Source organism: Brevibacterium marinum, assembly GCF_011927955.1.
Lineage (GTDB): Bacteria > Actinomycetota > Actinomycetes > Actinomycetales > Brevibacteriaceae > Brevibacterium > Brevibacterium marinum.
Map to the genome: position 1 here is coordinate 964,286 of NZ_JAATJN010000001.1, position 25,519 is coordinate 989,804.

Sequence of the window (25,519 nt, forward strand, 5' to 3'; positions counted from 1 at the left end):
GAATGAAGCGGCGGTCAGCCACCAGTGAGCACTCACGTCTTCGAATCGGTCACCCGATTCGCCACTCGCGCCGCCGTTCCCATCGTCGTCATCCTCGGACTCGCCGCGGGCCTGGCCGCGATGCTCTTCACGGGAGCGGCCGAGGCGACGCTCCTCAACGACCCCGGCCCCTACGTCCGATTCGGGCTGCCGGCGGCGAAATTCGTCTTCAACATCTCCATGGCCCTGACCTTGGGCGCACTGATGTTCGCCCTCCTCATCCTCCCTCGTGCCCGAGGCCGTGGCCGCAGCCGAAAACAGGCCGCCGCGAAGACAGGGGCTGCTGAGGACGAACCTCTCAATGGCCTGTGGGAGAAGACGCTGAAGATCGCCGAGGTGGCCTCGGTCGTCTGGACGATCTCCGCCGTGGGAGTCCTCGTCCTCACCATGGCCGACACCGTCGGCGCCCAGGCCTACGTCGACTTCTCCAATCAGCTCGGCGTCTTTCTGACCCAGATCGCCTTCGGCCAGCTGTGGACGCTCATCGTCGTCCTCATCGCGGTAGCTTCGACCCTGTGCTTCGGCACCCGCTCCTACCTCGGCATCGCCATCGCCGGCGTGCTCGGCGTCGGTGCGATGATCCCCTTGGCCCTCATGGGCCACTCCGCCGAGGCCTCCGGCCACAGCCAGGCCGTCAACAGCATCGGACTGCACCTGGTGGGCGTGACGATCTGGCTGGGTGGTCTCTTCGTCATCGCCATACTCGGCTCCGACTTGGCCAAGTCAGCTCAGCTGCGGACGACGATCGAACGGTATTCGTCGTTCGCGCTCATCGCCTTCGCGGTCGTCGCCTACTCCGGCGTCGTGAATTCGCTGCTGCGCGTCCACAGCTTCGACGATCTCATGACCCCCTACGGTCAGGTCATCGTGGCGAAGGCGCTCGGCACGATCCTGCTCGGCTTGATCGGCTTCTGGCATCGGCAGTTCGTCATCCGACGGTTGGGGGCAGCCGCCTCGGCGGCACGGGAATTCTGGCGACTCATCGTCGTCGAATTCGTCATCTTCGGTGCCACCATGGGACTGGCGGTCGCGCTGTCGCGGTCCCAGCCGCCGGTGCCGCAGGAACCCGTGGGCGATCCGTCCCCGGCCGAGATCCTGACCGGGGAGCCGCTGCCGCCGCCGCCGTCATTCGCCCGGTACTTCACGGAATGGTCCCTCGACCCGCTGTGGGTCGTCGTCGCGGTGGGCCTGTCCGCGGCCTACATCGCCGGATTCGTCAACCTCCGCCGCCGAGGCGACACCTGGCCGATCCATCGCCTCGTCAGCTGGCTGCTGGGCATGGTCCTGCTCGTCTACGTCACCTCGGGGGGTGTGCGTGTCTACGGTGAGATCCAGTTCTCCGCCCACATGATCCAGCACATGCTGCTCGTCATGGTGGTGCCGCTGCCGATGGTGCTCGGCGCTCCGATCACGATGCTCATGCGCGGGACGAAGGCGCGCACGGACGGGTCGCGCGGCGTCCGCGAATGGGTGCTGTGGCTCGTCCACACTCCGTACATGCGGTTCTTCGCCCACCCGATCTTCGCGAGCGTGAATTTCGCGGGTTCCCTCGTCGTCTTCTACTACTCGGGCGTGATGAAGTACGCGCTCGAATGGCACCTCGGCCACGAGCTGATGATCATCCACTTCCTGGGCGCCGGCTATCTCTTCGCGCAGGCGCTCATCGGCATCGACCCCGGCGTGAAGCGGCCCGCATATCCGCTGCGACTGCTCATGCTGCTGATCACCATGGCCTTCCACGCGTTCTTCGGCATCTCGATCATGAGCTCCGAGGTCCTCATCGAGGGCGACTGGTTCGGCAACATCGGTGCTGACTGGGGGTATTCGGCCATCGAGGACCAGCAGTTGGGAGGCGGAATCGCCTGGGGAATCGGCGAGTTCCCCACCCTGTTCATCGCGATCATGGTGGCCGTGCAGTGGTCGAAGTCCTCTGACCGTGAGGCCAGACGCATCGATCGCCGTGAGGCACGCACCGATGACGCGGAGCTTCGTGCCTACAACGACATGCTCGCCTCGATGGCCCGACAGGGCAGATGACTGCACACCTCGTGTGCGGGAATGTGCAGGAACAATTCCCGGATTCGAGCCCTGAGTGCGCCCGTTCGGCGGCGATATGAGTCAGACTGTTGCATGGATGATATCGAATCCGACGTTGCATAATCCGTGCCCATGGCGTGGACCTGAAACCGCATAGCAGGGGTTTGCAGGCACGCATGCCGCCGGACTGGGGCGTCACAGCGAGTCGATCCGCACATTCAACGGTGACGCGGATCGTGGAAATCAAGGAGAGTCATGAGTTCTTCGAGCAATGCAGAGAGGAAGACGATCCGTGCACAGCTGCGCAAGGTCGTCGCCGCCTCGATGGCCGGAACCGTCGTCGAGTGGTACGAGTTCTTCCTCTACGGTTCGGCAGCCACACTGGTGTTCAACCACATTCTGTTCCCACCGTCCGATGACCCCCTGACACCGATTCTGGCCGGTTTCGCGACTTACGCGGTCGGCTTCGTCGCCCGCCCCATCGGCGGCATCGTGTTCGGCCACTTCGGCGACAAATACGGTCGCAAGAAGCTGTTGCAGCTGTCGATCGTCCTCGTCGGCGCGGCCACATTCCTCATGGGCTGTCTGCCGACCTTCGAGCAGATCGGCCCCTTCGCACCGATCCTTCTCGTGCTTCTGCGCGTCGTCCAGGGATTCGCCGTCGGCGGCGAATGGGGCGGAGCCGTCCTCCTCGTCGCCGAACACGCACCCGACAAGGAACGCGGCTTCTGGTCCTCGTGGCCGCAGTCGGGTGTGCCGCTGGGCAACCTGCTGGCCACCGGTGTTCTCTTCGTGCTCACCGCAACGCTGACCGAAGAGCACTTCCTCTCATGGGGCTGGCGCGTGTCCTTCTGGCTCTCGGCGATCATCGTCCTCATCGGCTACTACATCCGCACCCGCGTCTCCGACGCACCGATCTTCGAGCAGGTCCAGGCCGAGGAGATCGAAGAGGGCGTGGACTACGGAGTCAAGGCCGTCTTCAAGCGCTACCCGCGTGAGGTCTTGTCCGCGATGGGTCTGCGGTTCGTGGAGAACATCCACTACTACATAGTCGTGACCTTCTCGATCACCTATCTGGCCGTTGCGGTCGGGATCGAATCGAACGAGATTCTGGGCCTCCTCCTCGGAGCCCACGCGATCCATGCGGTTCTCGTCCCGCTCGTCGGTGCCCTGGCGGACAAGGTAGGACGCAAGATGCCCTACGGCATCGGCATCGTGCTCACCGCCTCGTGGGGTTTCTTCGCCTTCCCGATGTACGACACGGGCAGGGCGTGGCTGATCTTCCTCGCCCTGCTGCTCGGCCTCATCTTCCACGCCCTGATGTACGCCGGTCAGCCGGCCATCATGTCGGAGATGTTCCCGACGCGCATGCGCAACTCCGGAGTCTCGACCGGCTACCAGGTCACGGCCATCGTGGCGGGATCGTTCGCGCCGATCATCGCCAGTGCGCTGCTGCAGCAGTTCGACTCCTCGGTGCCGATCGCGGTCTACCTTCTGATCGCCGCTGCGATCTCGATGGTCGCGCTCCTGTTCACCCGGGAGACGAAGGGCATCGATCTGCGTTCACTCGATCAGGTGGACAAGGATCGTCGCCACGCCGCCCGGCGATGACCGGTCGGCAGTGACACCTGTTCGGGCGGTGTCGGCGTGCGTCGACACCGCCCGGATGCGTCACGTAAGACGCTGCAGGCCCGAGAGACTCGGACACCGAGGCGCACAGCTGAAGACATGAACGGAAGGCGAAGGAACAGCAATGGTCGATCTCAGCAGCAAACGGGCACTCGTCACCGGGGGAGCCTCCGGCCTCGGCAAGGCGATGAGCGAAGCTCTCGCCTCGGCGGGGGCCCACGTCATCGTCGCCGACGTCGACGCGGATACCGCGGAAGCCGTGGCCGACGACGTCGGGGGCCGGGCCTGGACCGTCAACCTCGCGGACACCTCGGCGCTGGATGGGGTCGATCTCGATGTCGACATCCTCATCAACAACGCAGGCATTCAGCGGATCCACCCGATCACGGAATTCCCGCTCGAGGAATGGCGACTCATCAGCACCCTCATGCTCGAAGCGCCGTTCGTGCTCACGAAGGCCGCTCTGCCGGGCATGTACGAGCGCGGATGGGGTCGGGTCATCAACCTCTCCTCGGTCCACGGTCTGCGCGCCTCGGCGAACAAATCCGCGTACGTGGCAGCCAAGCACGGGCTCATGGGCCTGACGAAGACCACCGCGCTCGAGGCGGGCCCACACGGTGTGACCTGCAATGCGATCAATCCCGGCTATGTGCTCACACCGCTGGTCAAGGGCCAGATCGCCGATCAGGCGAAGACGAACGGCATCAGTGAGGACGAGGTCCTCGACGAGGTCTTCCTCGGCCACTCCGCGGTGTCGAAGCTCGCCGAGCCCGCCGACATCGCCCAGCTGGCACTCTTCCTGGCCAGCGACTCCGCCGCCGTGATCAACGGCAGCGCCCACAGCGTCGACGGTGGCTGGTCCGCCGCCTGAGGGCGCGCTGTCTGAGCTCGCGCAGTCTGAGGTTGCGCAGTCTGAGGTTGCGCCGGCTGAGCTCGCGCGGTCTGAGCTCGCGCGGGCCGGGTGAGGACGGTTCAGAGGACTTCGAGGACGCTGCGGACCCCGGCATTGCGCAGGGACTCGTGGCGGACCGAAGCCCAGTAGGAGACCGGTTTCGAGAACTCCTCGGGCAGCACCTGCACCAGTCGGCTGTTGTTCGCGGCGAGGAAGTCGGGCAGGATGCCGATCCCGACCCCGTTGGATGTCGCGAGGACGTGAGCATGCACCGAGGTGGAGCGGAAGAACCCCTTGCCCCGCGGCAGCGCATTGCCCGCCTCGTCGAGGTCATCGACCTGCAGCGAATTCTCGATGTAGTAGATGAGCCGGTGATCGGCGAGCTCGTCCATCGTCATCGGCATCGTGTGCGAACGCAGGTAATCGCGCGAAGCGTAGAGCTGCAGCCGGTAGTCGCGGATGAGCTTCGCGACGCTGCGCGGAGCATCCGGCCTGCCGACGACGACTTCGATGTCCACGCCCGAACGGTACTGTCGGGCCCGCTGGGTCGCGGTGATGAGTTCGAACTGCAGACCCGGATGACTGCGTTGCAGGTGAGCCAACGCCGGGACCGCGTATTCGAGTGCGAAGGCCTGCGGGCACGCCAGCCGGATCGTCCCGGACAGGGCCGAGTCGGCGTGAGCGTCGATGCGGCCCAAGGCGGACTCGATGTCCTCGGCCACGGGCAGCAGATGCCGACCGGCGGAGCTGAGCTCCCAACCGTCGGGCGTGGCCACGAGCATCCGCTCGCCGTAGGCCTTCTCCAAGGCGGCGACGCGTCGGGACACGGTGGTGTGGTTGAGGCCCAGGCTGTGCGCGGCGGCCGTGAACTTGCCCAGACGGGCCACGGCGAGCAGCGTGAGCAGATCCTCCGGAGAGATCTGCGAACCCGAGCCACCTGGTGCATATGAAGCCATAGTGACTCCATCCTATCTGCGTACGCGCACATATCCGGTGCGGAATATGTGATTCTGCCGCGCCTGTGCCGCCCCGATGACTGGCGTAATGTGAGTGGGAACACTGCAACATACTGCGAACATGATGCGAGGAGGCATAGTATGTCGACGATTGGATGGATCGGCCTGGGGAACATGGGCCGTCCGATGACTGCGAATCTGGTCAAGGCCGGGCACACCGTCAACGGCTTCGATCTCGTGGCGATCGCCGTCGAGGAGGCGGCCAAGCACGGGGTGAATCCAGTGAAGTCCGCCGCCGAGGCGGTCGCCGGTGCCGATATCGTGTTCACGATGCTGCCCAAGGGTGAGCACGCCCGTGCGGTCTACCTCGAAGCCGACGGAGTCCTGGCGCATGCCGACACGAAGACTCTCCTCGTCGACTCCTCGACGATCGACTTCGACTCCGCCCGCGCCCTGCACGCCGAGGCGGCCGACGCCGGATTCCGCTTCGTCGACGGTCCGGTCTCCGGCGGCGTCACCGGTGCTGAGGCCGGCACGCTGACCTTCATGCTCGGCGGCAGCGATGAGGACGTCGCCGAGGCCAAGACCTTCATCGAGCCGATGGCCGGCAACATGTTCCACGCCGGCGGCTCGGCCGCCGGTCAGGCCGCGAAGATCGTCAACAACATGATGCTCTCGATCAGTCTGCAGGGCGTCGTCGAAGGTGCCGTGCTCGCCGATCGCTTCGGGCTCGACCCGAAGGCCTTCTACGACATCGCGACCGTGTCCTCCGGCGACTCCTGGCCGCTGCGCACCTGGTACCCCGTGCCGGGGGTGACCGAGACCGCGGCCTCGAACAACTCGTTCAAGCCCGGGTTCGCCACGGCGCTCATGCACAAGGACGTCGGGCTCGCACTTGCCGGTGCCCAGACTCAGGGGCTCGACCTGCCGGCAGCGAAGCTCGTCCACGCGCAGCTGCAGAAGCTCGTCGACGAGGGCCTCGAAGGACTCGACACTTCGGCGCTGATCAAGAACATCGACGCGAGAGCACCGGGACTGCCGGAATAGGGACTGCCGGGCAGTCCCGCAACGACAACCCAGCAACCAAACGCGACAACCCAGCAACCAAACGCGACAACCCAGCAACCAAACGCGAGAACCCAGCAACGCAACGGGTGGCAGGTTCTCTTCGAAATCCGTTCGATAATCGAAGAGAACCTGCCACCCGTTTCCCCATTCACGCTCGCGGAGGGGATTCCCACGTCGCACGCCACCTACGATCTGCAACTTCGGCGGGTCCGTGCAAGACTGGAAGCATGAGCTCCTCAGATCCATCCGAACCGCTGAACCCGGACGCCGCTGCTCCCATCAGGGACCACCTCGACGAGGTGGCCGCACGCACGTCTGCCGCCGCCGAGGCGAGCGGACGGACGATTGCCGACGTGAAGGTTCTGCTTGCGACCAAGACCCAACCGGCCGAAAAGATCCGCGTCGCGATCGAGCACGGATTCACACTCATCGGCGAGAACAAGGTGCAGGAACTCGTCGGCAAGGCCGAGGAGCTCGACGATCTCACGCACGAGGCGCACCTCATCGGTCCGCTGCAGAAGAACAAGGTCAACCACACGCTGCGTCACGCGCACTGCATCCAGTCGATCGACAACCTGGAACTGGCGAGGAAGATCAACAACCGCCTCGGCGTGCTCGACGAGACCGTGGACTGCTTCGTGCAGGTCAACACCTCCCGCGAGGATTCGAAGTCCGGCATCGCGCCGGAGGACGCCGAGGCGCTCATCGTCGAGCTGCGAGACCTGACTCGGATGAGACTGCGCGGGCTCATGACGATCGGCCTGCCCGGGCGCACGGCCGAGGAGATCCGTCCCAGCTATACCGACCTGAGGGAGCTGAGTCAGAAGCTCATCGGTTCGGGGATCATGCCGGCCGAGGCGAACGAGCTGTCGATGGGGATGAGCAGCGACTTCGAGCTCGCCATCGCCGAAGGCGCGACCATGGTCCGCGTCGGATCCAGCGTGTTCGGAGCCCGCGACTACAGCTGAGCGCGTGACCGGGTGAACCCGAGTCGGGCGATCACGTGAGCCCGAGCCCGCGCAGCCGCAAGCGCCCGTGCCGGGCGACCACATGAGCCCGTGCCGCGCGACGGCATGACCCAGAGCCGCGCAACCGCGTGCGCGTGAAACGTGCCCGCGAGGGCGTCACCCACCGGAGCCCACCTGGGTCATTGGTCACATGATGACATCCGTCCTGCCGCCTCGGCGGGGAAAATGTGAAAATGGGACCATGAACGCCAGCCCGCAGGAATCCCCGACATCCCCACACCAGATCAAGGTGCGCGCACCCGAACTCATCGGCCGGCGCTGGATGAACTCCGGGGGCAAGGAGCTGAGCCTGGCCGACCTGCGCGGCAAGGTGATCCTGCTCGACTTCTGGACCTTCTGCTGCATCAACTGCCTCCACGTCCTCGACGAGCTGCGACCGCTCGAGGAGAAGTACAGCAAGGAGCTCGTCATCATCGGCGTGCACTCGCCGAAATTCGAGTTCGAACGCACCGTCGAGGCAGTCGATCAGGCGGTCGAACGCTACCAGGTCGAACACCTCGTCCTCGACGACCCGGACCTCGTCACCTGGCAGGCCTACACCGCACGCGCCTGGCCCACACTGGCCGTCATCGACCCGGAGGGCTACCTCGTCGCGACACTGTCCGGTGAAGGTCACGGCGCTGGGCTCGGCGAGATCATCGAAGGCCTCATCGACGAGCACTCGGCCAAGGGCACACTGCACTCGGGAGACGGCCCCTACGTGCCACCACCGGCCCCGGAGACCGAGCTGTTCTACCCGGGGAAGGTCACCGCACTGCCCTCGGGCAACCTCCTCGTCGCCGACTCCGGCCACCACAGCCTCGTCGAATACGACGCATCAGGGCAGACCGTCATCCGTCGCATCGGGACAGGTGAACGCGGCGCAGCCGACGGTGACTTCGCCCGGGCATCCTTCAGCGAACCCGGCGGCATCGCCGTGCTGCCGGCGACCGTGGCAGCGAAGGCCGGGTACCACCTCGTCGTCGCCGACACCGTCAATCACAGTCTGCGAGGCATCAACCTCGAGACCGAGACCGTGACGACGATCGCCGGCACCGGTGAGCAGCACATGGTCGGCGCGATCGACAACGTGGTCGGCACCCACGGCGAACTCGGCCGCTATGACGGTCCCGCCCTCGACGTGAAGCTCTCATCGCCGTGGGATGTAATCTTCGTCCCCTCCACCGCCGAGGTGGTCGTGGCGATGGCGGGCAACCACACCATGTGGTCGTTCGACCCCGAGACCCAGGCGATCCGCCTGCTCTCGGGCACCATGAACGAAGGATTGGCGGACGGCGACGCGGAGACTGCGTGGTTCGCCCAGAGTTCGGGCCTCGACCTCAGCCCGGACGGTGACGTCTTCATCGCCGACTCCGAGACCTCCGCGGTCCGTCGCCTCGATCCGAAGACCGGAGCGGTGACGACCCTGATCGGTGAAGGACTCTTCGACTTCGGCTTCCGTGACGGTCCCGCCGCCGAGGCCAGACTGCAGCATCCCTTGGGTGTGCGGAGCCTGCCGGACGGCTCGGTTGCGATCGCCGACACCTACAACGGTGCGATCCGACGCTATGACTTCACCACGAACGATGTCTCGACCCTGGCCCGCGGCCTGCGCGAACCCTCCGACATCTTCGTCGTCGAAGCCACTGAATCCGCCGGAGCCGCCGAAGCCGCCGAAGCCGAACTCCTCATCGTCGAATCCGCCTCGCACGCTCTGACCCGAGTGAAGCTGCCCAAGGACGCCCAGCGGGTCGACGAAGGCGCACTCACCAGCAGACGCCCCTCGACCGAGATCGCCTCGGGGCCGGTGTCGGTGAGCGTGAGCTTCACCGTTCCGGCAGGTCAGAAGCTCGACGACAGGTGGGGAGACCCCACCTACCTGCAGGTCTCCTCGACGCCGCCGGAGCTCATCATCTCCGGAAGCGGAGACGCAGAAGGGCTCAACCGGGACATCGTCCTCAACCCCGAGCTCGAATCCGGTGTCCTGCACGTCACCGCACGGGCCGCCGCCTGCGACGGTGAACCCGGCGGAGAGATTCCCCTGCACGCCGCGTGCCACCTCTACCAGCAGGACTGGGGCATCCCCGTCGACCTCGTCGCCTCAGCTCCCGCCGAGCTCACCCTCGACCTCCGCGGCGCCTGACGACGGGGCGGTCCAGGTCCCTGAAGGCGGCGTACCTGCGGTTGTGTCCACGGCACTGAAAGCGGCCGTGCCCGCCTGCCGCTGTCGGCCCGGCGCCCCGCGCGTCATAGTGCTCATATGGTCGAAGAACTCCCGCTTTTCGACCATATGCCCACACTCACGAGAGGCGCCCCGCCCCGGCACGCGCCCCACCCCGGCACGCGCCGCCGTCTACATCACCGTGACGTTGCCGAGGCGGCGCGGGTCGAAGCTGACCTGCGAGGACTTGACGACGACGGAGCCTCCCATGACGAAGGACAGCGTCTCGTCGAAGTCGTGCTCGGCCGCGGTGACGATATCGCGGTAGCGCCCTTGGACGCGGACCTCGACGGTCGAAGGGGTGAGTTCGAGGTCATTGCCCGAGGCGGTCAGGCTGACCTGTGGCTCGCGCGTCAGCGACCATTTCACATCGCCGAGGATCTCGTTGTCCGTGTCGTAGCCGAACACACAGCCCGCCGGGTACAGGGTCTCGGACTTCACGCACTTGTGCAGATGCTCGGTGACCTGATCGTCCACGGCCTGCTCCAGCTTCGGCGTCGGCTCGGGCGAGAGCTTGATCGTGGCGGTGTCGGTCGGGGCCCTCACCTCGGCGCGTTCTGACTTCGATTTGAGGTAAGTGGCATCGAAGCCGACGAGGTAGGTGGCGGGAAACAGCACGGGGACCTCACCGGCGGCGACGCCGTAGCCGTTGACCGTGGCCGTCGACGAACCGGAGACCTGCAGATCCAGCGTCGGCCACTCCTCCTGCTCGATCGCCCACCGGTCGAACAGGCCGGCGGTAGCGGGCAGCTTGACCAGGGACAGCTCCACGGTCTGTGTCTGCGAGGCCAGCACATAGCTGAGCTCGACCTTCGCGCGGTCGCCGTCCGTCGAGACCGTCGTCGCCTCGGCGTCGCGCGGCAGGTCGGGAGCGGCGTTGAGCACATCGTGGTTGAGCGCGAGAGTCGAGGACGGGGTGGGGGAGGTGAGGTAGGAGAAGGCGCGCTCGGCATCCGCGTCCTCGATCGCCGAGATGTAGGCTTCGGCGGCGCGCGCGGGGGTGTAGACGCTGAGGTTGAGGAGCGGAACCGCAGCCACTGTGAGGACGATGACCAGAAGCGCCGAAATCAGAAGCTTGCGTGAGGTGCGCATTGCCTCTCCTGATTCGGTGGGGGATGAAGAAACTTCAGTTTAATGCCAAAGTCGGCTCGGTTCGCGAAGCAGCGAAGACACGCGGGGCGGGGAGCCGGATGCGTGGGAAGGGATCATTCCACGGAGTATGCGTGCAGCGCCGAAGTGTCGACTTCGACGAAGACGTGGGTGCCGACCTTGACGTTGGCACGCAGCTCGGGAAGCGATCCGCCGAGGCTGGGGTGGAGTATCCCGAACCCGCCCCGAGCCCCGGAGACGCCCAGAGCCACGGAGCCGCTCTGAGCCTCCAAGACGCTCCGGGTCCCGGAGACGCCGGCCAGGTCCGCCAGGTCCACGTCGAGGGCCAGCCCCATCTCCGTGTCGACCGGAGACAGCTTCGCCTGCAGGCAGGATCCGCGATCGCGCAGTCCGATGACGATGGCTTCGAACACCGCTGCCGAGGTGAACGCCTCGTCGTGCTCGTCCAGCGACAGAAGCGCACTGCGCCACCCGAGGGTGACGAAGACCTTCCCGTCGAGCTCGGTTCGTGCCTTGACCGCTGAGTGTCCGATCGACAGCCAACCCTTGCGCGCCAGTCCCGAGTAGACGTTGACCCCGCTGAGCTCTGCCGGCAGCGACCCTCTGGGTTCCGAGACGACCTGTTCCACAGTGCCGAACGCGACGAGTTCGCCGTTCTCGATATCGGCCACACCCGCCTCGGCGACGGTGAAGTCGGTCAGTGTGTTCGAACTGAAGACGATCCCTCGACCGTGTGCGGCTGCCAGATCGGCCAATCGGCCGCGCAGCCCCGCGCGCGCATGGCCGGGGACCCCGGCGAACGGATCGATGAAGGTCAGCCAGGTCGATCCGCTCGCCCACGCCACAGCCAGACCGAGCTTCGCGCGCTCACTCGCGTCGAGTTCGCCGATTCGGCGTTTCAGCACATCCGGTCTGACCCCGAACTCCGAACACGCCTGAGCCAATGCCGCCTCCCCGGATCCGGCATCGACCTCACGAAGATGCGTTCTCACCCATCTGCGCACACGCTTCAGTCCCGACCGGATTCCGGTCGGGAACTGCGGCGGAGGTGCGACGTCGGCGCGCGCAGCGACGGACAGCACCACCTCAGTGGTGCTGTCCGTGCTGCCCATGAGACCGAGCATTGTCCCTGCTCGGAGACAGCCCAGATCGATCTGGTGTCTGCCGAGGTGCAGCCCCGCCAGGGACAATTCGTCGTTCAACGGATCTTAGAACTCCGCAGGATCGTCGGAGGCGGTCATCCGTCGACGAGTGATGACGACGGCTGCGGCACCGACGACGAGAAGTCCGACGCCGAGAGCCAATCCGGTCATTTCGGCACCGGTGCGGGGCAGGTCACTGCCGCTGTCGCTGCCGTTTCCTCCATCCTCGTCGACCGCGGTGCCGTTGGTGACGACGGTGAAGCTGCCGCCCTGCGGCTTGTCGAAGCTGTCTGTCTGGGCCGTGACGTTGTACGTGCCCAGAACCGCCTTGACCTTCGCCTGCACGCCGAAGGTCGCCTTGCCCTCGGAATCGGCTTCCTTGGTCATGGTGTAGCGGTCGACCTTGCCCTGGGCGTGCTCGACGGTGATCGAGATCTTCTCGCCCGGCTGGGCACCGGTGATGCCGAGCTTGATGCCCTCGTTGAGGAAGTCCTCGGAGCTGATCTCGGTCGGCTCGATGATGAGCGCCTGGGTCGCGGTGGACGCGGCCTCCTTCTCATCCTCATCGGTGCCCGGGCTGGCCGGAGCGGTCGTCGACTTCGCAGCCTTGTCGTCCTCAGCGGTCTCCTCGGACTCGGAGCCGTCCTCGGTCGCGTCCTCCGAAGACTCGGAATCCGACGGCTCGGGGGTCTGGGTCTCGGTGGACTTCGGAGTCTGATCCTCGGACTCGGTCGGCTCCGGAGTCTTCGACTCGGTCTCGGTCGGCTTCGAAGCTTCCTTGGTCTCGGTCGCATCCTCGCTCGGCTCGTCCGACTTGGTCTCGGAGGGAGTCGACGCGGCGGTTTCGCTCGGATCCTCGGTTGAGGGCGCATTCGATTCCGGGGCCGGGCCTGTTGCGGAAGAGCAATCAGAGCCCTTGGCGTCGTCCTCGACGTCGTCGGCCGTCGGCACGACCTCGAACGTGACCTTCGAGGAGTCCTTCTCGGTCTTCTCGTCGGTGAGGTAGAGCGAATATTTGCCCGAGGGCACCTTGGCGTCGTCCGTGACGGAGAAGAAGTAGGTGCCCGACACCTTGCCCTTCTCATCGACGGTCAGCTTCTTCTCCGGCGAGTACTTGGACCCATCGGTGCCGACGACCGTGACCGTCGCCTTCTCATCGGGGGTGAATCCGGTGCCGGAGAATCCGATGCCCTTCTTGCGCTCCGCGATGTCGGCCCGGGTCACCTGTGCGGCAGAGAGCGTCGCCTGGGGGTCCGAGCTATCGGGAACCTTCGAATCGGTTTCGGGGTCGTTTGACTGCTGTGCGTCGTCATATGCACAGAGCTCGTCTGCTCGCGACGCCGTAGCGGACTCCGTTGCTGCGAACGCCGGGGCGCCAGCAAGACCTGTCAATGCAACGGCTACTGCGGGGGCAAGCACAAGACGCGTGGTCTTCACAGTAATGCCTTTCGATTGTTGTCAACCCACGAAAGGCGATGGAACTCCCGGCATTCCTTGGCTTGAGAAGGGGAAGGCACCATCGTGCGCGGGTTCGTACAGTTCCTCACTCTAAAGCATTCACCGGTGACTTTGGGGAGACACACGGGGAGAAACCAGCAAAATTCGAGCGTATTGTTATTCGTTCGTTATCTACGGTCGGCGTGTCGGCGTGATTGTGGGTTTGGTCGCTCCGGTATCAATCGCGCGGACTGCACTGGGGCCCCAGGGCGACTACCATCGGAAGCGTGACTCTCCTTTCCGATCGCGACATCCGCGCCGAGCTCGACTCCGGACGCATCGCCCTCGACCCCTACGATCCCTCTCTGATCCAGCCCGCCAGCGTCGATGTGTGCCTGGATCGCTATTTCCGGCTGTTCGACAACCACAAGTATCCGGTCATCGATCCCAGCCTCGATCAGCCCGAACTCACTCGTTTCGTCGAGTCGGCTCCCGGAGAGCCGTTCGTGCTCCACCCCGGCGAATTCGTCCTCGCCTCCACCCATGAGCTCGTCACCCTGCCCGATGACGTCGCCGCCCGTCTCGAGGGAAAGTCCTCACTGGGTCGCCTCGGCCTGCTCACCCACTCCACCGCCGGATTCATCGATCCCGGATTCAACGGTCACGTGACCCTCGAACTGTCGAACGTCGCGACTCTGCCGATCACACTGTGGCCGGGTATGAAGATCGGCCAGCTCTGCTTCTTCCGCCTCAGCTCCGCCGCCATGCACCCGTACGGCTCGGACGCCACCGGCAACCGCTATCAGGGTCAGCAGGGCCCCACCGCGTCCCGATCGCACCTCAACTTCTACCGGAGGGGCATGTGACCACTCGCCGAGAGCTGCGGATGCAGCGTGAGGCTGCCGAGCGTGTCGGTGACACGAACACCTCGGCGGACCTGCGCGGATTCCATCTGCTTCTCCTGGACGAGGGCATCGAGGTCTCCGACGTGCTCGCGCTCGTGCACAACCGGCTTCCCGACATCGCCCCGCGACTGGACGGCAACGGCCAGCTCAAACTCAGTCGGCACTCCCGCCTGAGTGAGGGCGCCGGCCTCGACGCGGCCACGATCGCCGCGCTCGAAGTCCCCGAATGGGCGAGTCACGCGATCGTCATCGACTGTCCACGCGATCGGGAGCCCGTGCCTCCACCGGCTTGGTTCGCCGACGCCGACGGACTCCACGAAGCATTTCCGGCCGGCCTGCCCGACCGGGAGGAGGAGCGCACGCTCAGCCTCATCCTGTCCATCGCCTCGCGCCTGCACACCGGCGTTCGCCTCGCGGACGAAGCGGGGCTGGCGACCCGGGTCATCGTGCCCGACCCGGAGGCGAAGATCGACCTGTACCTCTACTCCTCGTACTGGCTCGAACCCGAGGTCGCCCTCTCCCTGGTCCGCAGGCACGCCCCGCACGCATTTCAGCAGGCACTGCCGACCCCCGACGAGGCGGTCCTGGCCCAGGCCTCGATCGACGACCCGCTCTTCGATCCCTCTGCGCCGGTCATCCTCGACGGGTACTCCCTCCTCGTTCCTCTCGGAGAGATCGACGAGGCGGCAGGGCAGCTCGAGATCCGCGTGATGGAGGCCGAATGGGTGCCGCCGATCATCGCGGCCCATCGACCCAAGCCCCTGGTCGAATACCACGTGCACTGGATGGACGCCGAATCCCAGCGATACCAGCCCCGCCAGAGCCGAGGCTTCCGTCGAATGCGCAACCAGGTCGCCCGACTCGTCGACGGCATCGGGGCAGAGCTGCTCATCGGCTGCGACGGAACCGGGTTGGATGAGAACGGCTTCCTCGTCACCAGCAGTCAGCTGCGCAGCTGAAGCGCACCGTCCCCGGTGGTCCTGGTTCCCCGTCCCCGGTGGCCTTATTCCCGCCGAAATGTGGGATTGATGACTGCCGTCGAAGGCGTCGTTGATTGGGAGATAGGTGGTGCATCGTGAGAAAATACTGTGGAGAACTACATTCTGGCAAATCTTATAAATGACGGAGGTGTCCGCCGGTGATAGTCATGACAGGAGCCTTTTTCGGGGCTGCTGTCATTGCGTACCCACTGGTCAGGCGCCTCGGTCGCGACGGGTTCTGCCTCCTCGCGCTGGTGCCGCTGGCCGGGCTGATCCTCAGCCTGGCCGCAGTCCCCGACGTCTTCGGACCGGCCGGATCGCCCCGGGTCGAGAGCCTGGACTGGCTGCCGGCGCTGGGCCTCGAGGGCATCTTCCGGCTCGACGAACTCTCCTGGGTCATGAGCCTCCTGGTGACAGGGGTCGGCACCCTCGTCTTCGTCTACTGCGCCCGCTACTTCCCGCCCGATGAGCCGGGCCTGGCCCGATTCGCCGCCGTCTTCATGTCCTTCGCAGGAATGATGTACGGACTCGTCATCGCCGACGAGCTGCTCATGCTCTACCTGTTCTGGGAAGGCACCACGGTCTTCTCCTATCTCCTCATCGGCCACAGCCAGTCCCGCCGCCGCTCCCGCCAGGCCGCCCTGCAGGCGCTCATCGTCACCACGGCCGGCGGGCTGGCGATGCTCGTGGGCATGATCCTGCTGATGTCCGCGACCGGAACCGGTCAGATCTCGACTCTCATGGAGCGGGCGAGCCTGGGCATGGACACCGGACCCATCATCGTCACCGCAGTGATCCTCATCCTCGTCGGTGCGGTCTCGAAGTCCGCGCTGATTCCCTTCCACTTCTGGCTCCCCGGGGCCATGGCCGCACCGACACCGGTCAGCGCATACCTGCACGCAGCGGCGATGGTCAAAGCCGGAATCTACCTCGTCCTGCGCCTCGCCCCCGGATACCACACACTGCCCGGATGGTCGGAGACCCTGCTCACCCTGGGTCTGCTGACGATGTTCATCGGCGGTTGGCAGTCCCTCAAGCAGACCGACCTCAAGCTTCTGCTCGCCTTCGGCACGGTCTCCCAGCTCGGATTCCTCACGACCCTGGCGTCGTTCGGCACGCCCGACATCACCAAGGCCGCATTGGCCATGCTCATCGCCCACGCCCTGTTCAAGGCCTGCCTGTTCCTATGTGTGGGCATCATCGACCACCGTGCGGGCACACGCGACCTGACGAAGCTCTCCGGAGGCTGGAGGGCCTTTCCCGTCGTGGCCGTGTGCGCCACGATCGCGGCGGCCTCGATGTCGGGTCTGCCGCCGTTGCTGGGCTTTGTGTCCAAGGAGGCGGTCTATTCGACCCTGCTCGCTTCGGGCGACAAGGCATCGATCATCGCGTTGGTCGGGGTGATGATCGGCTCGATGCTCACTGTGGCGTATTCGGCGCGCTTCGTCTGGGGCGCGTTCTCGAGCAAAGACGGCGTCGACGACATCGCCCGCCGCGACGAGAAGATCACACTGGTCATCTCCCCGATCGTGCTCACCGTGCTCACCGTGGTGCTGGGGCCCGCGTCCGGACTCCTCGACGGCTACTTCAGCGCCTGGACGTCCCAGCTGCCGGCCGTCGACCCGGGCGACGGCGACTACCATCTTGCCCTCTGGCACGGACTCGAACCTGCCCTGGCACTGTCGGCGGTCACGATCGCCGTCGGCGTCGGACTCTTCTTCGTTCGCGATTCCTTTGCGAAGATCCAATCGACCCTGCCCTCGGGTCTGGACTTCCACGACCTCTACCGCAAGCTGATCAACTGGATGGAGAAGCTGGCCCTGTGGGTCACTTCGCGCACTCAGCGAGGTTCGCTGCCGTTCTACCAGAGTGTGGTCTACCTCGTCCTCGTCGCCGGTGTCGGTCTGGCTGTGATCGCGAACGACACCTGGAACATCGATTTCGAACTGTTCGACACCCCGCTCGACTTCATCGTCGCCGCCGTCCTCATCGTCGTCGCCGTGGCAGCCACCCGCGCGAAGAAGCGCTTCACGGCTGTGGTCGTCACAGGCATCTCGGGCTACGCGATGGTCGCCTACTTCGCCTTCGTCGGAGCCCCCGACCTGGCCCTGACACAGGTCCTGGTCGAGACGATCACGATCGTCGTCTTCGTCCTCGTCCTGCGTCGTCTGCCGGCGCGCATCGGTCAGAGCACGGGACGATTCACTCCGGCCTGGCGGGCCATCATCGGCGGCGCCGTCGGTGTGACGATGATGCTCGTCGTCCTCATCGCCGCGGGCGTGCGCATCAGCGAACCGGTCTCCGTCGACTTCGGCCAGCTCGCCTACGAACTCGGCCACGGCAAGAACATCGTCAACGTGACCCTCGTCGACATCCGCGTCTGGGACACCCTCGGTGAGATCTCGGTCCTCGTCGCGGCCGGCACAGGAATCGCCGGACTGATCTTCGTCCGCGGACGCGAGGGTCACCTCCACCGCTTCATCTCCCGCCGCGACGGCACCGAAGTCCAGGGGCGCGTGCGCTTCCAGCCGGTCCCCGAAGAGATCGGAACCTACCACGACCCCGAACGCGAGGACGTGGCGCAGCGCCGGGTGTCCTGGCTCATCGCCGGTCGCACACTGGCCCCGCGCAACCGGTCGATCATCCTCGAGGTCACCGCTCGCCTGGTCTTCCACGCGGTCCTCATCTTCTCCGTCTACCTGCTGTTCGCCGGCCACAACGAACCGGGCGGCGGCTTCGCCGGAGGGCTCGTGGCCGGCCTGGCACTGGTCGTTCGCTATCTCGCAGGGGGCAAGTTCGAACTCGCCGAAGCGGCCCGTTTCACTCCATCGGGCATGCTGGGAACCGGAATGATCATGGCCGTGCTCACCGGCATCGGCGGTTGGATCTGGGGCGACGCGGTGTTCAAGTCCGTCTACCTCGAGGGCGACGTTCCCGTGCTCGGGCATCTGTCGTTCGGAACCTCGACCCTCTTCGACATCGGCGTATACCTCATCGTCGTCGGCCTCATGCTCGACATCCTCCGATCCCTGGGCGCCGAGGTGGACCTGCACCAGGAGCGCGATGAGATGGTGCTGACCTCTCGGCTCAACCAGTCCTACAACCTGTCGGAGAACTTCAGCGCCGAAGCCGAGCACGATGCCGTCTCCGAGATCCTCGACCGCGTCAACCACCTCGATGTGGACAACGGTGCCGAAGGGGGACGACTATGACCATGCCCTTCATCATGGTGCTCGCGATGGGCTTCCTCTTCGCCTGCGGCATCTACCTCATGCTCGAACGATCCCTGACCCGCGTGCTGCTGGGATTCATCCTCCTCGGCAACGGCGTCAACCTGCTCATCATCCTCACCGCGGGCAGAGGCACACCTCCGCTGACCGATGGGAAGGACCTGTCGACGGTGGGCATGTCCGATCCGCTTCCGCAGGCGCTCATCCTCACCGCCATCGTCATCACGTTCGCGGTCACCGCGTTCCTCCTCGCGATGATCTACCGCTCCTGGCGTCTGGTCAGGGCGGATTCGCTGCAGGACGACACCGCCGACCTGCAGGTGGCGATCACGAAGATGATCGACTCCGAGGCTGAGGCCAGCACGGACTACGACGACACCGAGTTCGGTGACGAGGCCGAGAACCCGATCACCGGCGCCGTCGACCTCGACGACGACGGCACACCCCGCGAGCGCGACACCGAAGACGACCCCGGATCCGCCTCGGCGGACGACCCCGGACCCAGCTCCACGGGCGAGGACGGTGCCACCTCGGCGGACAAGGACGGACCCGCCTCGGCGGATGATCCCGGACCCAGCTCCACGGGCGAGGACGACAGAGGTTCCGCGGGAACCGAGACGGAGGAGAAGAAATGACCGATCTCCTCTCCGTGCTCGTGCCGCTGCCCGTTCTCCTGCCCCTCATCGGGGCCGGGTTGGCACTGGTGCTGTCGAAGCACTCGCGTGCGCAGAACGTCGTGTCGGTCCTGATCCTCAGCGCGGTCATGGTCATCGCGCTCATCCTGCTCTTCAGCATCGACGCCCACGGCCCACAGGTCGTAGCGATCGGCGGATGGCAGCCGCCGTCGGGAATCGTGCTCGTCGCCGACCGGCTCTCCTCACTCATGCTCGTCGTCTCCTCCCTGGTCACCCTGTGCGTGCTCATCTACGCACTCAGCCAGGACGCCAACGACGACTCCAACGAGACCCCGATCTCGGTGTTCAACCCCAGCTATCTGGTGCTGTGCGCGGGCGTGGCCAACGCCTTCCTCGCCGGTGACCTGTTCAACCTCTACGTCGGCTTCGAGATGTTCCTCGTCGCCTCCTATGTCCTGCTGACCCTGGGAGCCACGGCCGAGCGCATCCGGGCCGGCGTGACCTACGTCGTCATCTCCCTCGTGTCCTCGATCATCTTCCTGGCGGCAATCGGCGTCATCTACGCGGCGACCGGAACGGTGAATATCGCGCAGCTGTCCGAGCGGCTGAGCGATCTGCCGCCGGATGTGCAGATGATCCTGCATGTCCTTCTGCTCATCGGCTTCGGGATCAAGGCCGCGATCTTCCCGCTGTCCTTCTGGCTGCCCGACTCCTACCCGACCGCTCCGGCCCCGGTGACAGCGGTCTTCGCGGGCCTGCTGACGAAGGTCGGCATCTATGCGATCATCCGCACCGAGACCGTGCTCTTCGCCGAATCCTCCCTGCGAGTGCCGCTGCTGATCGCGGCCGCCCTGACGATGGTGATCGGAATCTTGGGCGCGATCGCACAGTCGGAGATCAAGAGGATCGTGTCCTTCACCCTGGTCTCCCACATCGGCTACATGCTCTTCGGCGTGGCTTTGGGCACGACTGTCGGGCTCTCGGCCGCCATCTACTACACGGTCCACCACATCATCGTCCAAACCGCACTGTTCCTGGCCATAGGCATGGTGGAAATGCGGGGTGGATCCACCTCGACGAGGTCGCTGGGCGGGCTCATGGTGCTTTCGCCGGCACTGTCGATCATCTTCTTCATCCCCGCCCTCAACCTCTCGGGCATCCCACCGTTCTCCGGCTTCATCGGCAAGGTCGCGCTCTTCGCCGCCGGCTTCTCCGACCAGGGCTGGCTCGCGACGGTGCTGATCGTCGCCGGCACCGTGACCAGTCTGCTCACTCTCTACGTCATCGGACGTACCTTCAATCTGGCCTTCTGGCGCGACCCGGCCGATGCTGAGGAGCCGAACGAGGAGCTCGTCGCAGAGTTCGCCGAACGCAAGAAGGCCAAGCTGGCGGGCAGGACCTGGAAGGCGCAGATCGGTGTGCCCGGGCCCATGATCGCCGCCACGACGATCGTGGTCGTCGCCTCGATCGTGCTCACCGTCTTCGCCGGTCCGCTGTGGGATCTGTCGAACCGCGCTGCGGAGAACCTGCAGTCCCCGATCAGCTATGTGACGAACGTGCTGGGAGGTGATGACTCATGAGCGCCGATCGACCGTCCAAACGACCATCGGACCGTCCGTCGAGCCGCCCGCCCCGGATGACGCGGCGCAGAAGCTTCGTCCAGCAGCTCGTGCTGGTGTTCTTCCTCGTCCTCCTGTGGGTGATGCTCTGGGACTCGGTGTCGCTCATGCACATCATCACCGGCGTCGTCATCGCGTTCTTGGTGACCCGCGTGTTCTACCTGCCGCCGGTGGTCCTCTCCGGACGGTTCAACATCATCCACGCCCTCCGCTACGGCCTGTGGTTCCTGTACTCGCTCATCCACGCCTCCGTCGAGGTGGCCTGGTACGCCTTCCGTCGCCGCGCGGTGGGCGCCGGTTCGGTCATCGCCTGCGATCTGCGCACCAGCTCGGATCTGCTGATGACCCTCGTCGCCGACACCGCGAGCCTCATCCCCGGGTCGATCATCATCGACAGCGACCGAGCCATGGGCATCCTGTACCTGCACGTGCTCGACTGTGATTCCGAGGAGAAGACCGTCTCCGCCAAGCAGCAGGTCTATCACATCGAAGAGCTGCTCATCCGCGCCCTCGGCTCCCATCGCGACCTCGCCGCGCTGAGGGTGACGCCCGACCCGATGGCCGAGGAAGACGGAGGTGACCGATGAGTCAGATCGTGCTCGACACCATTGTGGTCGTGGCAGCGGTGCTGCTGGCCGCCTCGGCGATCATCGCTCTGTACCGCATCGTCCGCGGACCCTCGATCCTCGACCGCATGATCGCCACCGACGTCGTGCTGGCCGCCATCATGTGCGGTCTCGGCGGATTCATGGCGCTGTCCGGGCGCACGGATCTTCTGCCGGTGCTCATCGTCCTGGCGATGCTCGGATTCGTCGGCTCCGTCAGCGTCTCCCGGTACGTGTCCAAATCCGATTCCATGACCCCCGGCGCCGAGGCGGGGGCACTGAGCGACTTCTCCTCCTCCGATTGGCATATGCCCAAGGACTCGACCGGCGAGCCCGAGAGCGGGGCCGGCACCGGGGCGGCTCCCGGAGCCGGGAACGCCTCCGGCACCGGAGCCAGAGCCGACGGCAAGTGGCCGGAAGACGTCGCCCGCGGGATCTGGGACGTCCCGGACGGTCCGGATGCCGTCACGGTCCAAGAGGGGGAGGTGCCCGTGACGGTCGGTCTCGACCAGGGTGCAGACCCCGGCGCCGAGCCTGCCGGCGGCGAAGGTGAGGGCACCGGGCCGGACCCGGGACCGGAGGACTCCGACGACGGAGAACGCACCGGATCCGAATCCGACGAGTCACACGACTCGGACGATTCCCGCGGACACGACGAGGAAGGGGGGCCACGATGATCCTCGACATCATCTCGGCAGTGCTCATCCTCCTCGGCGGTGTGCTGTCTCTGGCCGCGGCACTCGGTATGCTGCGCTTCGGCGACCTCCTCTCACGCATGCACGCGAGTGCGAAGCCGCAGGTGCTGGGGCTGCTGATGGTGGCTGTCGCCATCGCGATCCAGTACCCGACCTGGTCGACGGTGACGACTCTGGCGATCATCATCTCGTTCCAGCTCGTGACCATTCCCGTGGCCACCCACATGGTGGGGCGCGCCGGTTATCGCACCAAGCACCTGCGTCGTTCTATGCTGTACCGAGACGAACTCGCCGAGGCGGTCGATCGGGCGGAGGCCAGAGAGCTCGCGTGGGAACGCAGGAAAGGGATCGGAACGGACCACAATGACGGTTGACAATCAGCACGAACCCCAGCCCTTGGTGCTTGTCGCCGACGACGAACCCGATGTGCTCGGCGCCGTCGTCCCCTTCCTCGAACGCTCCGGGTTCCGGGTCCTCGCCGCCGGCGACGGGCTGCTGGCCCTCGACGAAATCCACCGACACGACCCCGACGTCTGCGTCCTCGACGTGCTCATGCCCGGAGCCGACGGCCGGCAGGTCCTGCGTCGGCTGCGCCAGGAGGAGAACTGGGTCCCGGTGCTGCTGCTGACCCAGGTCGGCGAGGCCGTCGAACGGGCCATGGCGCTCGAAGAGGGCGCCGACGACTACCTCAACAAGCCCTTCGACCCGCACGAGCTCGTGGCCCGCATCCGCGCCGTGCTGCGCCGGACCCACACCGACGGGCCGCCCTTGGCCACCGCGCCCGTGCTGGCCTCGAGCTTCGGTCTGCGACTCGATCGTGTCGGCCGCCGCGCCTGGCTGGGCCAGCGCGAACTCGTCATCACCCCGAAGGGCTTCACCCTGCTGGAGTACCTCATGGTCCACCAGGACGAACTCATCGAACGTTCCCGTCTGCTCGAGATCCTGTGGGGATTCGAAGAGGCCGTGGGCACCCGGGCCGTCGATTCCCGTGTCGCCGAGCTGCGCCGAGTCCTCGGCGAGGACGCCGCCGAACCGCGGTGGATCGCCACCGTGCAGGGCCGCGGATACCGTTTCGTCGGCGAGGTTCGAGGCGAAGAGGGCCAGAGGGCCCTATGACGAACTTTCTGGTCGTCGAAGTCCAGATCTGGCTGTTCCTGCTTCTGCTGTTCCTCGTGCTGGCAGGCCTGGCCATCGGCGCATACTTCGCGTGGAGACACCTGCGCAGGCGTGAGGCCGCGCTGCGTGAGTCGATCGAGACGGCCGCGAGCGAGGACTCGCTGGCCAAACGCAACCGGATGCTCATCCGCCTCGACCATGAGCTGAAGAATCCGCTCACCGCACTGCGGACCTCGGCCGCGAGCATCCGCGACGTCGTCGCCGAGGGCGGCACGATCTCCGAGGTCGAATCCTCGGCCAAACAGGTCGACGTCTCCTCGCGCAGGGTGGCACGCCTCTTGGCCGATCTGCGCAGACTCGCCGACGTCGAGACCCGCATCATCGACTACTCCCGGGTCGACCTCGACGGGCTCATCCACCAGGCCGTCGAGGACGCATCGACGGCACCGGGCGCCGAGGACCGCATGATCGTGGCCACGGTCGCCCGCGCCCCTTGGCGTCTGCCCGACGTCGCCGGTGAGGAGGATCTGCTGCTCACCGCCATCCTCAACCTGCTGGGGAACGCTCTCAAATACTCTTCCCAGGCCGAGGTCGTCGAACTGCGTGCCAATGAGCAGATCATCGACAGCCACCGGTGGGTCGTCGTCGAGGTCGCCGACACCGGCAGCGGCATTCCGCTGACCGAGCAGGAGCAGGTGTGGGACGAACTCTCCCGCGGCTCCCGCGTTCGCGCCGTAGCGGGCTCGGGCATGGGCCTGTCCCTGGTCCGCGCGATCGTGACCCGCCACGGCGGCTCGGTGCAGCTGTTCAGCCAGGAGGGAGTGGGCACCTCGGTCCGCATGGTGCTTCCCGTCCTCGGCGATGCCGCGCAGGTGACGGTGCCGCCGATGGACGAACAGGGTGCTCACGCCGCTGCCGGATCGCATCCCGTCCAGCCGGTGCAGCTACCCGACTCCGGTCAGAGTCCCGGCTTCGTTCCGCCCCGAGCGCCCAATGAGGCCGAGCTGCAGGGGCGCATCCTCGGCACCCCGCGGCGCACCTCGAAACGGCGCCTCGAACGCGTCGACGGAAACCTCGTCAACCGCACGACCGGCGAATCGGTCAGCGGCGGATTCCCACCGGACTCCGGTCAGCAATCCCAATTCAAACCCGGCCCGGGCACGGTTCGCGGACCTGCCGGCCCGCAGTCAGGTCCGGTGCCCGGACAGCAGTACGGCAGCCAACCCGGGTCACAGCAGTTCGGCGGTCACCCCGGGCCCCAGCAGTACGGCGGCCAACCCGGACAGCAGCACGCCTGGCCGCCGCATCCTCCGCAACCTCAGCAGGCGCCGATGCAGCCACCTCGGCAGCCCGATTCCGGGCAGCCCGGCTCCGCGCAATTCGCGCCCGGGTGGCCCGACTCGGAGCAGCGGCGACAGATCCGTGAGGATCCGCGCACGGGGAACGAACCGTGATCAACGCGGCGAAGGTCCGAACGGTCGTGGCGGGAACCGCCCTGCTCAGCCTCCTCCTCAGCGGCTGCTCGGTTCTGCAGATTCGGACCGCGGAGCGCGACTCGGGTCCTGTCCGTGTGGCCGTCCAGGAGGAGGCAGGGGAGGATCCCACGACCGCACCTGCCGATGACGGGGCTCCGGAGGGAATGACCCCGGAATCGGTCAGCCTCGGCACGGAGTGCCCCGTCGAGGTCGGCCTCGCCATGGCGGACGGCTGGTCGGAGGGAACGGGCACCGATGGCTTCCACAGCTTCACTCGAGGCACCTCGGTCGCCGACCGCGACGTGGTCGTCATCAGCTGCACCCAGAGCTACGAGGATTCGCCGCGATCGGTGGTTGAGGCGAAGAAGAAGTTTGCGTTCTCGGAACAGGGTTCGACGGTCGCCTCGCAGCGCACCGGCACTCTCGGCGCGGGATACTTCTGGTCGTTCCAAGGCCTACTCGGCCCCTCGGAGATCATGGCGATCGACAAGCAGCCGACTCTCATGTACGGCACTCGGATCGGCTACAGGGCCAACGGGCGCCTCGTCGAGATCGGCATCGAGATGCGCGCCCTCGAATCGGAGAAGGAAGCGGCGGAGGAGTTCGAGAAGATGCTGCCGACGGTCAGCGTCGACGGTGAGACGATCCCCGCCCCGAGGTTCAAATAGGCCACTGCCCTCCGCACGGCTTCGGCCGAATCCTTCGCGGCAACTCCGCCCCC

The 25,519-nt window shown here is 66.0% G+C and carries 21 protein-coding genes; 17 read left to right on the top strand and 4 right to left on the bottom strand.

The window, feature by feature from the left end; all coding sequences use genetic code 11:
* The first annotated feature begins 24 nt into the window (after nucleotides 1-24).
* From BKA07_RS04220 to BKA07_RS04230, 3 genes are all read left to right on the top strand, one after another.
* The gene (locus BKA07_RS04220) at nucleotides 25-2,076 is read left to right on the top strand and encodes a cytochrome c oxidase assembly protein (RefSeq protein WP_167949791.1); all 2,052 of its coding nucleotides are present in this window, start codon (nucleotides 25-27) and stop codon (nucleotides 2,074-2,076) included.
* A gap of 255 nt (nucleotides 2,077-2,331) precedes the next feature.
* Nucleotides 2,332-3,687, top strand: coding sequence for an MFS transporter (locus BKA07_RS04225; protein ID WP_209043859.1), 1,356 nt, complete (start codon nucleotides 2,332-2,334; stop codon nucleotides 3,685-3,687).
* 142 nt (nucleotides 3,688-3,829) lie between these two features.
* A complete protein-coding gene (locus BKA07_RS04230) occupies nucleotides 3,830-4,576 on the top strand; it encodes a 3-hydroxybutyrate dehydrogenase (protein WP_167949792.1) in 747 nt (248 codons plus the stop codon).
* 101 nt (nucleotides 4,577-4,677) lie between these two features.
* Here the strand turns inward: BKA07_RS04230 and BKA07_RS04235 are convergent, their stop codons facing one another.
* Nucleotides 4,678-5,553: a LysR family transcriptional regulator gene (locus BKA07_RS04235; RefSeq protein ID WP_167949793.1), complete on the bottom strand. Its 876-nt coding sequence runs from the start codon at nucleotides 5,551-5,553 to the stop codon at nucleotides 4,678-4,680.
* Between the two features lie 90 nt (nucleotides 5,554-5,643).
* On the opposite strand from BKA07_RS04235, the gene mmsB reads away from it, so the two are divergent.
* The 3 genes from mmsB to BKA07_RS04250 all read left to right on the top strand — a co-directional run bounded on the left by mmsB (nucleotide 5,644) and on the right by BKA07_RS04250 (nucleotide 9,771).
* A complete protein-coding gene (mmsB, locus tag BKA07_RS04240) occupies nucleotides 5,644-6,600 on the top strand; it encodes a 3-hydroxyisobutyrate dehydrogenase (protein WP_425339317.1) in 957 nt (318 codons plus the stop codon).
* Nucleotides 6,601-6,848: 248 nt separating this feature from the next.
* Nucleotides 6,849-7,589 carry a YggS family pyridoxal phosphate-dependent enzyme gene (locus BKA07_RS04245; protein WP_167949795.1) on the top strand — a complete coding sequence of 247 codons (741 nt, stop codon included), beginning with the start codon at nucleotides 6,849-6,851 and terminating at the stop codon, nucleotides 7,587-7,589.
* A gap of 241 nt (nucleotides 7,590-7,830) precedes the next feature.
* A complete protein-coding gene (locus BKA07_RS04250; protein ID WP_167949796.1) occupies nucleotides 7,831-9,771 on the top strand; it encodes an NHL domain-containing thioredoxin family protein in 1,941 nt (646 codons plus the stop codon).
* A gap of 210 nt (nucleotides 9,772-9,981) precedes the next feature.
* Here BKA07_RS04250 and BKA07_RS04255 read toward each other — a convergent pair whose 3' ends face one another.
* The 3 genes from BKA07_RS04255 to BKA07_RS19195 form a co-directional block, all read right to left on the bottom strand.
* Nucleotides 9,982-10,941 (bottom strand): hypothetical protein, encoded by a 960-nt coding sequence (locus BKA07_RS04255; RefSeq protein ID WP_167949797.1) that lies wholly within the window; start codon nucleotides 10,939-10,941, stop codon nucleotides 9,982-9,984.
* Between the two features lie 113 nt (nucleotides 10,942-11,054).
* Nucleotides 11,055-12,161 carry an ATP-binding cassette domain-containing protein gene (locus tag BKA07_RS04260; protein ID WP_167949798.1) on the bottom strand — a complete coding sequence of 369 codons (1,107 nt, stop codon included), beginning with the start codon at nucleotides 12,159-12,161 and terminating at the stop codon, nucleotides 11,055-11,057.
* Between the two features lie 6 nt (nucleotides 12,162-12,167).
* Entirely contained in the window at nucleotides 12,168-13,493 is a 1,326-nt protein-coding gene (locus tag BKA07_RS19195) for an LPXTG cell wall anchor domain-containing protein (protein ID WP_245161832.1), read from the bottom strand.
* A gap of 332 nt (nucleotides 13,494-13,825) precedes the next feature.
* On the opposite strand from BKA07_RS19195, the gene dcd reads away from it, so the two are divergent.
* From dcd to BKA07_RS04320, 11 genes are all read left to right on the top strand, one after another.
* Nucleotides 13,826-14,404, top strand: a complete 579-nt coding sequence (gene dcd / locus BKA07_RS04270) for a dCTP deaminase (RefSeq protein WP_167949799.1) — start codon at nucleotides 13,826-13,828, stop codon at nucleotides 14,402-14,404.
* Nucleotides 14,401-15,402, top strand: coding sequence for a hypothetical protein (locus BKA07_RS04275; RefSeq protein ID WP_167949800.1), 1,002 nt, complete (start codon nucleotides 14,401-14,403; stop codon nucleotides 15,400-15,402). Before dcd ends, BKA07_RS04275 begins: the two co-directional genes overlap by 4 nt.
* Nucleotides 15,403-15,590: 188 nt before the next feature.
* A complete protein-coding gene (locus tag BKA07_RS04280; RefSeq protein ID WP_167949801.1) occupies nucleotides 15,591-18,635 on the top strand; it encodes a Na+/H+ antiporter subunit A in 3,045 nt (1,014 codons plus the stop codon).
* Nucleotides 18,632-19,288 carry a Na(+)/H(+) antiporter subunit C gene (locus BKA07_RS04285; RefSeq protein WP_167949802.1) on the top strand — a complete coding sequence of 219 codons (657 nt, stop codon included), beginning with the start codon at nucleotides 18,632-18,634 and terminating at the stop codon, nucleotides 19,286-19,288. Before BKA07_RS04280 ends, BKA07_RS04285 begins: the two co-directional genes overlap by 4 nt.
* On the top strand, nucleotides 19,285-20,868 hold the full coding sequence (locus BKA07_RS04290; RefSeq protein WP_167949803.1) for a Na+/H+ antiporter subunit D: 1,584 nt from the start codon (nucleotides 19,285-19,287) through the stop codon (nucleotides 20,866-20,868). The genes BKA07_RS04285 and BKA07_RS04290 overlap by 4 nt, the downstream gene beginning before the upstream one ends.
* Nucleotides 20,865-21,494, top strand: coding sequence for a Na+/H+ antiporter subunit E (locus tag BKA07_RS04295; RefSeq protein ID WP_245161833.1), 630 nt, complete (start codon nucleotides 20,865-20,867; stop codon nucleotides 21,492-21,494). The genes BKA07_RS04290 and BKA07_RS04295 overlap by 4 nt, the downstream gene beginning before the upstream one ends.
* Nucleotides 21,491-22,189 carry an MrpF/PhaF family protein gene (locus tag BKA07_RS04300; RefSeq protein WP_167949804.1) on the top strand — a complete coding sequence of 233 codons (699 nt, stop codon included), beginning with the start codon at nucleotides 21,491-21,493 and terminating at the stop codon, nucleotides 22,187-22,189. The genes BKA07_RS04295 and BKA07_RS04300 overlap by 4 nt, the downstream gene beginning before the upstream one ends.
* Nucleotides 22,186-22,581, top strand: coding sequence for a monovalent cation/H(+) antiporter subunit G (gene mnhG, locus BKA07_RS04305; RefSeq protein WP_167949805.1), 396 nt, complete (start codon nucleotides 22,186-22,188; stop codon nucleotides 22,579-22,581). Before BKA07_RS04300 ends, mnhG begins: the two co-directional genes overlap by 4 nt.
* Nucleotides 22,571-23,323, top strand: a complete 753-nt coding sequence (locus BKA07_RS04310; RefSeq protein WP_167949806.1) for a response regulator transcription factor — start codon at nucleotides 22,571-22,573, stop codon at nucleotides 23,321-23,323. Before mnhG ends, BKA07_RS04310 begins: the two co-directional genes overlap by 11 nt.
* A complete protein-coding gene (locus tag BKA07_RS04315; protein WP_245161834.1) occupies nucleotides 23,320-24,777 on the top strand; it encodes a sensor histidine kinase in 1,458 nt (485 codons plus the stop codon). Before BKA07_RS04310 ends, BKA07_RS04315 begins: the two co-directional genes overlap by 4 nt.
* On the top strand, nucleotides 24,774-25,466 hold the full coding sequence (locus BKA07_RS04320) for a hypothetical protein (protein WP_167949807.1): 693 nt from the start codon (nucleotides 24,774-24,776) through the stop codon (nucleotides 25,464-25,466). The genes BKA07_RS04315 and BKA07_RS04320 overlap by 4 nt, the downstream gene beginning before the upstream one ends.
* Nucleotides 25,467-25,519: the final 53 nt, after the last annotated feature.